This is a genomic window from Dyella jiangningensis (assembly GCF_003264855.1).
Taxonomy (GTDB): Bacteria; Pseudomonadota; Gammaproteobacteria; order Xanthomonadales; family Rhodanobacteraceae; genus Dyella; species Dyella jiangningensis_C.
Genome location: NZ_NFZS01000002.1, coordinates 79,810 through 93,200 on the forward strand (window position 1 = coordinate 79,810; position 13,391 = coordinate 93,200).

The window sequence follows — 13,391 nt, forward strand, 5'->3', positions numbered from 1 at the left end:
CGGCCTCCGCACATCGCGCGTCACGGCTGCCCGCGCCCACCCGAGGCACCGAATACCTGCCCCGTGATGTAGCTGGCCTCCGCCGATGCCAGCAGCACATAGATCGGCGCGAGCTCGGCCGGCTGGCCCGGACGCTCGAAAAGCGTGTCGGCGCCAAAATCGCGCAGCTTCTTCTGGGTCTGCCCGCCAGTGACCTGCAGTGGCGTCCAGAATGGCCCTGGTGCCACCGCGTTCACGCGGATGCCCTTGTGGCTCATCTGCTTGGCGAGGCTCTTGGTGAACGCCACGATGGCCGCCTTGGTCATCGAGTAGTCGAGCAGGTTCTCGCCCGGATCGTACGCGTTCACCGAAGCCGTGCTGACGATGGCGCCACCGGAGGCCATCGAGGTGACCACTTCGCGCGTGATCCAGAACATCGCATAGAGGTTGGTCTTGAGCGTCCAGTCGAACTGATCCGAGGGAATCTGCTCGATCGAGTCATGGCTCTGCTGCCGCGCGGCGTTGTTGACCAGGATGTCGATGCCGCCGAGCTGCTCTCGCGCCTTCTGCACCATGCTGCGGCAGAAGGCTTCGTCACGGATGTCGCCGGGCACCGTCACCGCCTTGCGTCCCGCCTGCTGAATAAGCTGCACGACTTCTTGCGCGTCCGGCTCTTCCTGCGGCAGATAACTGATGGCGACGTCGGCGCCTTCGCGCGCATAGGCGATCGCGGCGGCACGCCCGATGCCCGAATCGCCACCCGTGATCAACGCCTTGCGACCACTGAGGCGGCCGCTGCCGCGATAGCTCGTCTCGCCGTGGTCCGGCCGCGGATGCATCTTGCTGGTGAGCCCGGGCCAGGGTTGCGATTGCTCCTCGAACGGCGGGTGCGGATAGTGGGGCGCCGCGTTGGCGCCATTGTGTTGCTCACCCATGGCCGCATCGAGGCCCGAGGCCCAGCCCGGATAGGCAAGCGACGCCATCACACCTAGCGACGCATGTTGCACGAGGCGCCTGCGCGCCGGGGAAACCGGGTCGTGCATGGAATCACCTCTATTCTCCGGATGTGCCCGATGCCCAGCGCCGTGCGCTTGCGGGAGGCACGCTCTTCAACCACTGATTGGGGGAAAGGCCATATCTCGCCAGGATGGCTTCGATCGACGTACGTACCCATGCCTGGTCGCTTTCGCTTGCACTCAGCAGCACATCGCACGCGAGGCCAGAAAGCTCCGTCACGAATGCCGTCGTACCCGCGTAATGGCGATGCAGCGTTGCCGCGTCCACCTCCAACCGAACCAAGTCCCGTTTCAAATGCGCCACTGTCCTGTTCATGACTACGGAGACTAGAGGCAGCTTGATCAACGACCCGGCAAATTTGCATGGTGGTTTCGCTTACCCATTCCTGAAGCAGCACGGTGCGCGTTGACACGAGTCTGACGATGCGTTGGGTGAAGTCGCCGCGGGAGTCACTCAGGAGCGCCCCATGAACCGCCGCACCGAAGAAGACAAGGCCAAGCCGCGACGCCCCGCCGGAACGTCCGGCTATCCCGAGCCGCAGCCGACGCCACGGCACAAGGACACATCGCTGCCGGACGCGAACTCGCCGCATGAACCGCAGAACAATCCACGCCAGAAGCCGAAGCCTTCGTCGTGAACAAGGTCAGGCAGCGAGCACTTCGATCACGGCGCTGGCGAACGCGGGAATATCGTCGGGCTTTCGACTGGTGATGAGCTGGCCATCGGCGACGACTTCTTCGTCGACCCACTGCGCGCCGGCATTTTCCAGGTCTTTTTTCAACGACGGCCACGAGGTCATCTTGCGGCCCTTCACCAGCCCCGCATCGATCAGCGTCCACGGGCCGTGGCAGATCGCGGCGATCGGCTTCTTCATGCTGGAGAACGACTGGACGAAGCTGATGGCCTCGGGAATCTGCCGAAGCTTGTCCGGATTCATCACGCCGCCGGGCAGCACCAGCGCATCGAACTCTTCCGCATGAGCCTTTTCCAGCGGCTGGTCGACCTTGACCTTATCGCCCCAGTTCTTGAGGTTCCAGCCGGTGATCTCCGCGCGATCGCCAGGTGCGATCACGGTTACCTGTGCTCCCGCCTCTTCCAGCAGACGCTTCGGCTCGGTGAGCTCGGATTGTTCGAACCCATCCGTGGCGAGCATCGCCACCTTGCGACCATTGAGTTGCGACTGGGCCATGGCTCTTACTCCGATCGAGGACCAGCGCGCATGATGAAGCGATCGATATGCCGATCGCGTCGCGTGCGCGTCGGCAGTTCGTGATGCGATGCTGCCCCCGAGGCGGCGAATGCCCCCCGCATCACGCGGTAGCGCAGACGAGGCATGGCCGCCCGAAACGGACGGCCATGCCTCGGCGCTGGAAGATGCTAGATGCGTCCCATCACCGCGAGGATGATCAGGATGATGAGGATCAGTCCGAGGCCGCCGCTGGGCCAGTAGCCCCATGAACGGCTGTACGGCCACGCGGGGATGGCACCGATGAGCAACAGGACAAGAATGATCAGAAGTATGGTCGACATATCGGCTCCTCTGCCTCAGGCGCGCTCGACTCGTGTGCGACGTCGAGTGGCTCGTCTCATATCCAGCGACATTCGATTGTGCGGAGGAACCATCGCACCCGCCAACTGAAGCAGGTGTACCCGACGCATCAACGGACTCATCCACAACGCGTGCGGCTCGCCGATTCAATGCGAACACGATCTTCGCGTACGCCCGTTCGCGCGCGGATACCTCGACGCGCCGACGTGGCCACCCAGGACCAAAACCTATCCCGGCTTTTGCGGAATGCGCGGCCGCAGTGGATCAAGCAGCGACTTCAGGCCGTTGTGATCGAGTTCGAGCGAGAGCGCCAACAACCTTCCCAGGTCTCCCGGCGGAAATCCCTTGCGTGCGAACCATGCCAGGTAGGCGCCGGGCAGATCGGCGATCAGGCGCCCCTTGTACTTGCCGTACGGCATGGCGACGGTCACCAGGCGTTGCAGGTCTTCGGCCTTCATTTGGCGAACAGCTTGGAGCGGTCCGCAAAGGCCTTGAACTCCAGCGCGTTGCCGCAGGGATCGCACAGGAACATGGTGGCCTGCTCGCCAGGCTGACCCTTGAAGCGAACATGCGGCGCCACGATGAAACGCACGCCTGCCGCCTGCAGCCGTTCCGCCAATGCATGCCAGTCGATCATCGACAGCACCACGCCGAAGTGGCGCACCGGCACGTCGTCGCCATCCACGTCGTGCGCGGCCACAGCCCGCGTTTCCTCAGGCGCGAGGTGCGCCACGATCTGATGGCCGTAGAAATTGAAATCCACCCAGCTGTCGCTGGAACGGCCTTCCGGACAACCGAGCAGCTCTCCGTAGAAGGCGCGAGCCAGCTCCAGCGAGGTCACGGGAAACGCTAGATGGAACGGCGACAGATCGTGCATGGACGAAGCCGGTGGCGATGGCATCCGCTTTAATACCATCCGCACGCCGCTTTACAAGCCCGGGCGCGCCAGGGCCGCGGCAAATGGCGCGCTTCAGGCGGATCCGCGCTTGCGCGTGGACTTCTTCGCCGCCGTTTTCCTTGCGCTCTTGCGCGGCGCCTTGCGCCGGGGCGGTTTCTCCTCGGCCTCCTCGCCACCGCCCTTGGCAGGCGTACGGCGCTTGGACTTGAGGCTCTGCTGGAGCAGCGCCATGAAATCGACCACGTTGGTCGCGGCGTTTTCGGGTGCCGCCTCCTCTTCGGGCGTCACCACCACGCCCTTGGACTTCATGCGCTTCTCGATGACCTTGCGCAGGCGATCGCGGAATTCGTCGCGGAACGCATCGGGCTGCCATTCGTCGCTCATCGACTCGATGAGCTGCTGCGCCATGTCGATCTCCTTGGGCGAGACGCGGTAGTCGGCCGGCTTGCCTTCCGGTATCGAGTATTCGCCGGCGTCGATGAGCTCCTGCGGATAGCGCAGCAACATCAGCAACAGGCTGTCGCCCTTGGGCATCACGGCCGACAGGTATTCACGCGTGCGTATCACCACGCGCGCGATGCCGATCTTTCCCGTTCGCTTGAGCGTCTCGCGCAGCAGTACATAGCCCTTTTCCGCCTTCTTACCGGGCACCAGGTAGTAGGGTTTCTCGAAGTATTCCGCGCCGATGGCCCCGGCATCGACGAAAGTCTCCACCTCCACCGCCTCCCTGCCCTCCGGCGACGCCGACCGGATATCTTCCGGCTCCAGCACCACATAGCTTCCCTTCTTGTATTCGAAGGCTTTCACCACGTCCTTCCACGGGACCTCTTCGCCGGTTTCCGCATTGACCCTCTCATAGCGCACGGGCGTATTGCTGCGGCTGTCCAGCATGCGGAAATGCAGGTCCACGCTCCGCTCGGCGGACATGAGCGAGACGGGCACATTGAGAAGACCGAACGACAAGGTTCCGGTCCATATGGGGCGGGCCATGACCATGCTCCATCGACTGGCAGATAAAGCATGGAACCGCTGCGCGCGTGAACCACCTGTGATACGGCGCGTGACGATTGGCGTTGGGTAAGCCCGCCGTGAACGAAGGCGCGCCGCTTACGCCCGCGTCACACGACGATAGCGATGGATGGCCAACCATGAATGGCCCGCAACACGGAGCCGCATCATGACCGACCTAGTCATCGCCCAATTCGAGACCCAGTTCGCCGCCACGTCCGCGCTGGAGAAACTGTTGTCGCGCGGCATGCGTCGTGATCGTGGCGTGGTGTGTTCCAGCGAGAGCGTGGGCGGCTCGTCGGCGAGTTCAAGCGCGCCGACGACCGTGGTTTCGCGGTTCAGCCATCACGCGACCCCGCGCAACGAAATCCGCGCGCCCGCGGAACCGACCGATCCCGCAAGCTTCGCCCACGCCACCCTGACGGTCGAGCTCGCCGGGCCGGTGGCGCTGGAGGACATCATGCAGATCATGAAGCGATCGGGCGCCTGCGGCGTGCACTTCCTGATCAACCAGCGACTCGACCGGGAAGATTCGCAGTGGTTTCCCGAGGTCGAGTACGGATCGCCCGGTGACGTCGCCAGGGCAGTCGACGCGTCCAGATAGCTTGCATCGAAAGACATCGCTACGCGCCGCGCGCGTGGCGCAGCGTTGAGGCTCAGGTTTTCCCGGCCGGACAAGGCGCGGTCGATCCCCGCACCACCAGGTCGGCCGACAGCACTCGCTTGCGTGGCGGCACCTCCGGGTCGTTGAGCAGTTCGATGAGCATGCTCATCGCCTCGCGGCCCAGTGCGTTCTTCGGCTGCGCGATGGTGGTCAGCGCCGGGGTCATGTAGCGGGAAAAGCGGATGTCGTCGAAGCCGACCACCGATATGTCCTGCGGCACGCGCAACCCGCGCGAGGCGAGCGCACGCATGGCGCCGATCGCCATCTCGTCGTTGGAACAGAACACCGCGGTGAACGACTGCCCTTGCGACAGCAGCAATTCGATCGCCCGTTCGCCCGCCTCGATGGAAAAATCCCCGACGGCCGTCAAGGCCGGATTGCACGGCAGCCCTGCGGCATCGAGGGCCAGCCGGTAACCCTGCTCCCGATCGATGCAGATGGGGCTGGCCGGCGGCCCGGCGACGAAGGCGATGTCGCGATGCCCCAGCGTCACCAGGTAATCGACGGCCGCGCGCGCCGCGGTGACGTTGTCGACATAGACGCTGGAGATCTGCTGATCCTTCACGTATTCGCACGCGTTGACCACCGGCAGGCGCCCCTGCATGGGGATCGCGGGCACGCGATGGGACATGGTGATGATGCCGTCGGCCTGCCTGGCCGCGACCATGTCCGCATAGGCCTGCTCGCGCACCAGGCTGCTCTGCGTTTCGCCGAGCAATACCGAGTAGCCGTTTTCGTGGGCCACCTGCTCGATGCCACGGATGACCTGCGAGAAGAACGGGTTGGCGATGTCCGGCAGCAGGGCGACGATCAGGCGCGTGCGTGCCGTGCGCAGGTTGCGCGCCAATGCATTGGGCGTATAGCCCAGGCGTTTCACCACCTCCTGGATATGCAGGCGCGTGGCTTCGCTGACGATCTCCGGCCGCTGCAGCGCACGCGACACCGTCGCCACCGACACGTTGGCGGCAGCGGCGATTTCCTTGACCGTCCTTACGCGGCCTGGCGCCGCCGCGCCAGCCGCCGGATCGCCCTTGCCGACTTGTCGCTTGCGCCTGGACCCATCCGCACTCACGCGTTCCGCCTCCTGTTTTGCTGCTGTGCTCCGGACCGCCCCAGCGGCGTTCGGCCCGCCGGCCTGCGGAGAATCGCCCCGTCGCCGGCGTCACCCGACGCCGCCGTTGTGCAGTGCAATGTAATGGATTACATGAAATCGTTGCACGTGCATTTGGACATCTGCTACATACTTTAGCCACTTTCCGTCGTTTGTCGCGTGCAGGGTTGTCGCGTCGAGCCAGGAAACATCGCAAGAACCCAGTTTTCATGCGGATGTAATCGAATACATTTCTGACGGCAACGACGTTTCGGAGGGGAAATGGCAGGCCAGCCCGCATCGACCGGCGCCAGGGCGGCGCCCAGTGCATCCGCTTCATCCCTCCTTCGCGTCACCGTCGACCCTGCGTGCCGGAACCGCTGCATGGGGCCATCGTCCCGGCCGGTGATCGCATGAAAAAGCTCGGCATGGGCCTGGTCGGCCCCGGCTTCATCGCAGCCCATCATCTCGATGCCGTACGTCGCCTGGGCGACGTGGACATCGCCGGCATTGCCGGCTCCAGCCCCGAATCCGCGAAAAAACGCGCCCGTGAACTGGGCGTCGGCCATGCGTACGCGAATTACCGCGAACTGCTGGCCGATCCGGCCGTGCACGTGGTGCACAACACCACGCCCAATCACCTGCACAAAGAGGTTTCGCTCGCTGCCTTGCGCGCGGGCAAGCACGTGATTTCGGACAAGCCGCTCGCCGGCAGCGCGCAGGAAAGCCGCGAACTGTTCGAGGCCGCACGCGATGCCGGCGTGGCGCACGTGGTCACCTTCAACTATCGCGGCCATGCGCTGGTGCAGCAGGCCCGCGCGATGGTCGCCAAGGGCAAGCTCGGCGCGCCCGTGTTCGTGCATGGCCGCTACCTGCAGGACTGGCTGACCGACGAGAACACCTACTCGTGGCGCCTCGATCCCAAGCTGGGCGGCGCCAGTTCCGCGCTCGGCGATATCGGTTCGCACTGGTGCGATCTCGCCGAGCATGTCACCGGATCGCGCATTACGGCCGTGCTGGCCGATCTGCATACCGCGGTGCCCATGCGCCATGCGCCCGCCGAATCGACCAAGGCGTTCGCCACGTCGAAGTCGGCGAAACGGCGCGAGGTGAAGATCACCAGCGAAGACATCGCCAGCGTACTGCTGCGCTTCGACAACGGCGCGCGCGGCTGCGTGGTCGTCGGCCAGGTATTGCCCGGCCACAAGAACGACCTTCGCCTGGAAGTGAACGGCCGCCTCGCCTCCGTGGCGTGGCAGCAGGAAGCGCCCAACGAGCTTTGGATCGGTCATCACGCGCAGGGCAACACGCTGCAGGCGCGGGACCCGGCAACGCTCGATCCATCGGCACGCGGCTATGCACACCTGCCCGCCGGCCATCCGGAAGCCTGGAGCGATGCGTTCCGCAACCTGATCGCCGACGCGTACGCATGGATTCGCAGCGGTGGCGCAGCCAAGAAAAAGCCGGACGCATTGCCGACCTTCGCCGACGGCTATCGCAACAGCCTGGTCATCGACGCGATGCTCAAGAGCCACGCCGCGGGAGGCGTCTGGCAGAACGTGGAAGATCCATTCGGGCCGCAACGCAAAAAGGGGAAACGGGGATGAAGTGGCGCCTTCGGTTGATGATGCTGTTCGAATACGCGATCTGGGGCGCCTGGTACGTCACGGTCGGCACCTGGCTGGGCAAGACCCTGCACTTCAGCGGCCAGGAGATCGGCGCGGTAGCCGGCACCACGGCGATCGGCGCGATGATCTCGCCGCTGTTCGTCGGACTGATGGCAGACCGCCTGTTCGACACGCGCCGCGTACTCGCCGCGCTGCATATCATCGGCGCCGTGCTGCTGGTGGTCGCCGCGAAGCAGAGTTCGTTCGCGCTGGTGTATGCCGCACTGCTGGCCTACAGCCTCTGCTACATGCCTACGCTGGCGCTCACCACCTCGCTTGCCATGCGACACATCACCGACCCGCGCGAGGAGTTCGGCGCGATCCGCGTGTTCGGCACCATCGGCTGGATCGTGGTGGGCCTGATCGTCGGCGCCTGGGGCGTGGAGGCAACCGCTTCGCCGCTGCATCTCGCGGCCGGTCTCTCCGTGGTGATGGCGGGCTATTGCTTCACCCTGCCCTCGACGCCGCCGCTTGCGCGCAACCAGCGCTTCGAACTGCGCCACGCATTGCCGCTGGAATCGCTGCACCTGCTGCGCGACCGGTCGATGGCGGTGTTCGCCCTAGCGTCGTTCCTGATCTGCATTCCGTTGCAGTTCTATTACGCCTTCACCAACCTGTTCCTCAACGAGGTCGGCGTGGTCAACGCCGCCGGCAAGATGACCGGCGGTCAGATGTCGGAAATCCTGTGCATGCTGCTCATCCCCTGGTTCTTCCGCCGGCTGGGCGTGAAGTACATGCTCGCCGTCGGCATGCTGGCCTGGGTACTGCGCTACGCCATGTTCGCCTTCGGCGGCACCGGCGAGCTGATGTGGATGCTGTGGCTGGGCATCGTGCTGCACGGCATCTGCTTCGACTTCTTCTTCGTCGTCGGCCAGATCTACATCGATCGCGAAGCGCCGCCCGCGCTGCGTGCCGCCACGCAAGGCCTGATCACCTTCCTCACCTACGGCCTGGGCATGTTCGTCGGCTCGTGGCTGTCCGGCGTGGTCGTGGACACCTACGCCAAGACCGGCGCCGAAGGCGTCGCCGCGCATGACTGGCACGCGATTTGGCTGATCGCCGGTGGCTGCGCCGCCTTCGTGCTCGTGCTGTTCGTGCTGATGTTCAAGGATCGACGGGAAGCGTCGGCCGCCCCCGTCACCACCACCGCCTGACTCCCCCACCCACCTGGCTCTCCAGGAGAATGTTTTCATGATGAATCGCAGGCAGTTTCTCGCTCGATCCGCCATGTTCGGCGGCGCGGCGTGGCTCGCCGCCAGCGCGCCCGGCAAGCTTCTCGCCGCTGCGGCGCAGGGCAAGCCGCTCGGCATCCAGCTCTACATGGTGCTGAAGGCCTACCAGGACGATCCGATGGGCACGCTCAAGACGCTCAAGGCCATCGGCTACAGCGAAATCGAAGCCATCGTCACCTCGACCGCGAAGACGCTGCGCGACCAGTTGAACGAAGCCGGCCTCGGCTGCCCCAGCCTGCACTTCGACAGCCTGGGCATCGAGCCCGGCATCGAAGCCGCGCACACGCTGGGCACGCAGTATTTCGTCAGCAGCATGCTGCCCTCGTTCATGGAGAAGATGAGCGGCGGCACCAAGGCCACCTATTCGCGCGACGACGCCAAGCGCACCGCCGACTTCGCCAACCAGATCGGCGAGAAGGCCAGGCAGGCGGGCCTGCAGTACGCGTACCACAACCACCATCTCGAATTCACCGAGGTCGGCCAGGGGCAGACGTTCTACGACGTGCTGCTCAAGGAAACCGATCCGAAGCTGGTGAAGTTCGAACTCGATTGCGGCTGGGTACATGCAGGCGGCAAGAATCCGGCCGACATCTTCAAGGCGAACCCGGGCCGCATTCCGCTGATGCACGCCAAGGATTTCCTACCCTCTTCCAAGCCCGACGAATATCCCGGCGCGGAACTGGGGCGCGGCACGGTCGACTACAAACCGATCATGGCCGCCGCGGACAAGGCTGGACTGAAGCATTGCTTCGTCGAGCAGGAAGGTCCGTTCTCGCGCATGAGCCAGCTCGACGCCGCGCGCGTCGACTTCGCCTACCTGCGTCCGCTGCGCTGACCCAGCGCTTACACATTCGACCGATCGCTTGTTTCAAGGGGCCATGATGGACAAGAACACGTACGACGCCATTGTTGTCGGTACCGGCGTCAGCGGTGGCTGGGCAGCCAAGGAGCTCACGGAAAAGGGACTCAAGACCCTCGTGCTCGACCGTGGCCGCATGGTCAAGCACGGCGAATACCCCACGGCGACGAAGGCGCCCTGGGAACTGCCGTATGCGAACGAGCCCACGCAGGAAGACGTGCGCAGGCATCCGATCCACACGCGTCCGTCGTTCTACGGCATCACGCAGGCCACAAAGCACTGGTTCGTCGATGACCTCGACAACCCCTACGTCGAAACCAAGCCGTTCGACTGGTTCCGCGGTTATCACGTCGGCGGCCGCTCGCTGATGTGGGGTCGCCAGAGCTATCGCTTCAGCGACATCGACTTCGAGGCGAACGGCAAGGAAGGCGTCGGCGTCGACTGGCCGATCCGCTACGCCGACATCGCGCCCTGGTACGACTACGTCGAGAACTTCATCGGCGTGAGCGGCGCCACCGATCACCTCGCGCAGTTGCCGGACGGCCAGTTCCTGCCTCCGATGGAACTCAATTGCGTGGAGAAGGAGTTCCGCGGCCGCCTCGCCGACAAGTTCAACCGCAAGCTGATCATCGGTCGCACGGCCAACCTTTCCGGCCCGCTCAAGCACGATCAGAGCCCACAGCGCGCCACCTGCCAGTACCGCAACCAGTGCATGCGCGGCTGCCCGTTCGGCGCCTACTTCAGCAGCAACTCCTCGACCCTGCCGTCGGCCGAACGCACCGGCAACATGACGATCGTGCCCAACGCCATCGTCTACGAGATGATCTACGACAACGCCAAGGGCAAGGCGACCGGCGTGCGCGTGCTCGACGCCGAAACCGGCCACCAGACCGAATACTTCGCCCGCGTGATCTTCCTGTGCGCCTCGACCTTCGGCACCACGCATATCCTGCTGAACTCGACCTCGACCCGCTTCCCCAACGGCTTCGGCAACGACAGCGGCGAGCTGGGCCACAACGTGATGGATCACCTGTTCGGCACTGGCGCCATGGCCAGCGTGGACGGACACCTCGACCGCTACTACAGCGGCCGCCGTCCCAATGGCTTCTATATTCCGCGCTACCGCAACATCGGCTCGGACAAGCGCCCTTACCTGCGCGGCTTCGGCTACCAGGGCAGCGCGAGCCGTCGCAACTGGTCGCGTTTCGTGGACGAGAACCTGATCGGCGACGAGCTCAAGCGCGCCGCGGAAGAGCCCGGCCCGTGGACGCTGTCGATGGGCGGCTTCGGCGAGATGCTGCCCGCGCACCAGAACTTCGTATCGCTGGACCGCAACCGCAAGGACAAGTACGGCCTGCCGGTGCTCAACTTCGACGTCACGCACCGCGAGAACGAGCGCCTGATGGCCAAGGAGATCGTCAGCGACGCGGTCGAGATGATGACCGCCGCCGGCTACAAGGACGTGAAGCCCTACCACGTCGATGCCAACGTCGGCGCCGCGATCCACGAAATGGGCACCGCACGCATGGGTCGCGATCCCAAGACCTCGGTGCTCAACTCGTGGAACCAGATGCACGCATCGAAGAACGTGTTCATCACCGACGGCTCGTGCATGGCCTCGTCCGCGTGCCAGAACCCGTCGTTGACCTACATGGCCTTGACGGCGCGTGCCGCCAGCCATGCGGTGGAAGAACTCAAGCGCGGAAACATCTGAGGATATCGCCATGAATCGTCGCGAATGGTTGAAGTGTGTTTCCGCGCTTGCCGTCGGCACGGTGGCCGCGCCCACGTTGCTGGCCGCCTTCGATGCCTACGCCGCCGCGCAAGTGCCCGGCGCCACCCCGCAGTTCTTTACGCGTCCGCAGCTGGACCTGATCTCCTCGGTGGTCGACATCATCATTCCCCGCAGCGACACGCCCGGCGCGGTCGACGTGGGCGTGCCCCGCTTCATCGACGAGATGTTCGCCAACGTCTACGCCAAGGCCGACCAGGAGCGTTACATGAGCGCATTGGCCGCGTTCGACCAGGCGGGCGGCAAGCCCTTCCTCCAGCTGAGCGAGGCGCAACGCAAGGCGCTGGTGATGAAGCTGCATGCCGAGGCCCTGGCGGATCCGAAAGACACCGCCACGGCCCTGGCGGCCTCTTCGGTGCTGATGAACAAGAAGCTCGCCATGATGGGTTTCTTCCTGTCACAACCCGGCTGCACCGAAGTGCTGCAGTATTCGGCGGTGCCCGGGGCATACCACGCCGACATACCGCTGGCGAAGGCCGGCAACGGCAAGGCCTGGGCCGTCGAAACGGTACTGATGTTCTGACCCATGGCTTACCCGCACGAACCAGGTGATCACGCATGAAGACACTCAAGGGACCGGGCATTTTCCTCGCCCAGTACGCGGGAGACGCGGCGCCCTTCAACACGCTGCCCGATATCGCGCGATGGGCGGCGTCGCTGGGCTTCGTCGGCTTGCAGATTCCCACCAACGACCGGCGCCTGTTCGATCTCGAACAGGCCGCGGCGAGCAAGACGTATTGCGACGACATCGCGGGCATGCTGGCCGAGCACGGATTGTCGGTGACCGAGCTTTCCACGCACCTGCAAGGCCAGCTGGTGGCTTCGCATCCCGCCTATGACCGCCTGTTCGATGGCTTCGCGCCCGAGCATCTGCGTGGCCATGGCAAGGAACGCCAGGCGTGGGCCGTGCAGCAGCTCAAGCTCGCGGCCACGGCAAGCCGGCATTTCGGCCTCTCCGCGCACGCCACCTTTTCGGGCGCGCTGGCGTGGCACCTGTTCTATCCGTGGCCGCAACGTCCAGCCGGCCTGATCGAAGAAGCCTTCGCCGAGCTCGGCAGGCGCTGGCGCCCGATCCTCGATGCGTTCGGCGAAGCGGGCGTGGACGTGTGCTACGAACTGCATCCCGGCGAGGACCTGCACGATGGCGCCACCTTCGAGCGCTTCCTCGATGCCGTGGATCACCACCCGCGCGCCAACATCCTTTACGACCCCAGCCACATGGTGTTGCAGCAGCTGGACTACCTCGCCTTCATCGATCTCTATCACGAGCGCATCCGCGCCTTCCACGTGAAGGACGCCGAGTTCCGTCCCAATGGACGCGCTGGCGTCTATGGCGGCTACCAGAGCTGGATCGATCGCCCCGGTCGTTTCCGCTCGCTGGGCGACGGGCAGATCGACTTCATCGCCATCTTCAGCAAGATGGCGCAATACGACTACCCGGGCTGGGCCGTGCTCGAATGGGAGTGCTGCCTGAAGGACCCCATCCAGGGCGCCACCGAAGGCGCGCGCTTCATTCGCGACCACATCATCAAGGTCACGGATCGCGCGTTCGACGACTTCGCGGCCACTGGCGCCGACCAGGCGTTCAATCGCCAGATCCTTGGCCTCGACTGAACATTGCGCGCCATGCGACATC

Annotated in this window: 15 protein-coding genes; 8 read left to right on the top strand and 7 right to left on the bottom strand. The window is 64.7% G+C overall.

The window, feature by feature from the left end; all coding sequences use genetic code 11:
• Positions 1-20: 20 nt before the first annotated feature.
• Entirely contained in the window at positions 21-914 is an 894-nt protein-coding gene (locus CA260_RS11110; RefSeq protein WP_238149735.1) for an SDR family oxidoreductase, read from the bottom strand.
• A 548-nt stretch (positions 915-1,462) separates the two neighbouring features.
• On the opposite strand from CA260_RS11110, the gene CA260_RS21170 reads away from it, so the two are divergent.
• Positions 1,463-1,633 (top strand): hypothetical protein, encoded by a 171-nt coding sequence (locus CA260_RS21170; RefSeq protein WP_172461818.1) that lies wholly within the window; start codon positions 1,463-1,465, stop codon positions 1,631-1,633.
• 6 nt (positions 1,634-1,639) lie between these two features.
• Here the strand turns inward: CA260_RS21170 and CA260_RS11115 are convergent, their stop codons facing one another.
• From CA260_RS11115 to CA260_RS11135, 5 genes are all read right to left on the bottom strand, one after another.
• Positions 1,640-2,185 carry a type 1 glutamine amidotransferase domain-containing protein gene (locus CA260_RS11115; RefSeq protein ID WP_111983173.1) on the bottom strand — a complete coding sequence of 182 codons (546 nt, stop codon included), beginning with the start codon at positions 2,183-2,185 and terminating at the stop codon, positions 1,640-1,642.
• A 188-nt stretch (positions 2,186-2,373) separates the two neighbouring features.
• Positions 2,374-2,526, bottom strand: a complete 153-nt coding sequence (locus CA260_RS11120) for a DUF3309 family protein (RefSeq protein ID WP_111983174.1) — start codon at positions 2,524-2,526, stop codon at positions 2,374-2,376.
• Positions 2,527-2,772: 246 nt separating this feature from the next.
• Complete coding sequence (locus CA260_RS11125) at positions 2,773-3,003, bottom strand: DUF3820 family protein (protein WP_111983175.1); 231 nt, start codon at positions 3,001-3,003, stop codon at positions 2,773-2,775.
• Positions 3,000-3,422 (bottom strand): VOC family protein, encoded by a 423-nt coding sequence (locus CA260_RS11130; RefSeq protein WP_202864079.1) that lies wholly within the window; start codon positions 3,420-3,422, stop codon positions 3,000-3,002. The genes CA260_RS11125 and CA260_RS11130 overlap by 4 nt, the downstream gene beginning before the upstream one ends.
• 93 nt (positions 3,423-3,515) lie before the next feature.
• Positions 3,516-4,433 carry a Ku protein gene (locus CA260_RS11135; protein WP_111983176.1) on the bottom strand — a complete coding sequence of 306 codons (918 nt, stop codon included), beginning with the start codon at positions 4,431-4,433 and terminating at the stop codon, positions 3,516-3,518.
• 187 nt (positions 4,434-4,620) lie between these two features.
• Between CA260_RS11135 and CA260_RS11140 the strand changes: the two genes are divergently transcribed.
• Positions 4,621-5,055 carry a hypothetical protein gene (locus tag CA260_RS11140; RefSeq protein ID WP_111983177.1) on the top strand — a complete coding sequence of 145 codons (435 nt, stop codon included), beginning with the start codon at positions 4,621-4,623 and terminating at the stop codon, positions 5,053-5,055.
• Between the two features lie 52 nt (positions 5,056-5,107).
• On the opposite strand, the gene CA260_RS11145 is transcribed toward CA260_RS11140, so the two are convergent.
• Complete coding sequence (locus tag CA260_RS11145) at positions 5,108-6,187, bottom strand: LacI family DNA-binding transcriptional regulator (RefSeq protein WP_146745329.1); 1,080 nt, start codon at positions 6,185-6,187, stop codon at positions 5,108-5,110.
• 431 nt (positions 6,188-6,618) lie between these two features.
• Here CA260_RS11145 and CA260_RS11150 point away from each other — a divergent pair, with 431 nt between their 5' ends.
• The 6 genes from CA260_RS11150 to CA260_RS11175 are packed head-to-tail and all read left to right on the top strand — an operon-like array spanning position 6,619 to position 13,369.
• Positions 6,619-7,812 carry a Gfo/Idh/MocA family protein gene (locus CA260_RS11150; protein ID WP_111983284.1) on the top strand — a complete coding sequence of 398 codons (1,194 nt, stop codon included), beginning with the start codon at positions 6,619-6,621 and terminating at the stop codon, positions 7,810-7,812.
• Positions 7,809-9,026, top strand: a complete 1,218-nt coding sequence (locus tag CA260_RS11155; protein ID WP_111983178.1) for a nucleoside permease — start codon at positions 7,809-7,811, stop codon at positions 9,024-9,026. Before CA260_RS11150 ends, CA260_RS11155 begins: the two co-directional genes overlap by 4 nt.
• Positions 9,027-9,063: 37 nt before the next feature.
• The gene (locus tag CA260_RS11160; protein ID WP_111983179.1) at positions 9,064-9,939 is read left to right on the top strand and encodes a sugar phosphate isomerase/epimerase family protein; all 876 of its coding nucleotides are present in this window, start codon (positions 9,064-9,066) and stop codon (positions 9,937-9,939) included.
• 46 nt (positions 9,940-9,985) lie between these two features.
• Positions 9,986-11,677: a GMC oxidoreductase gene (locus tag CA260_RS11165; RefSeq protein ID WP_111983285.1), complete on the top strand. Its 1,692-nt coding sequence runs from the start codon at positions 9,986-9,988 to the stop codon at positions 11,675-11,677.
• A gap of 10 nt (positions 11,678-11,687) precedes the next feature.
• Positions 11,688-12,278, top strand: a complete 591-nt coding sequence (locus CA260_RS11170; RefSeq protein WP_111983180.1) for a gluconate 2-dehydrogenase subunit 3 family protein — start codon at positions 11,688-11,690, stop codon at positions 12,276-12,278.
• 35 nt (positions 12,279-12,313) lie between these two features.
• Positions 12,314-13,369, top strand: coding sequence for a sugar phosphate isomerase/epimerase family protein (locus CA260_RS11175; protein ID WP_111983181.1), 1,056 nt, complete (start codon positions 12,314-12,316; stop codon positions 13,367-13,369).
• Positions 13,370-13,391: the final 22 nt, after the last annotated feature.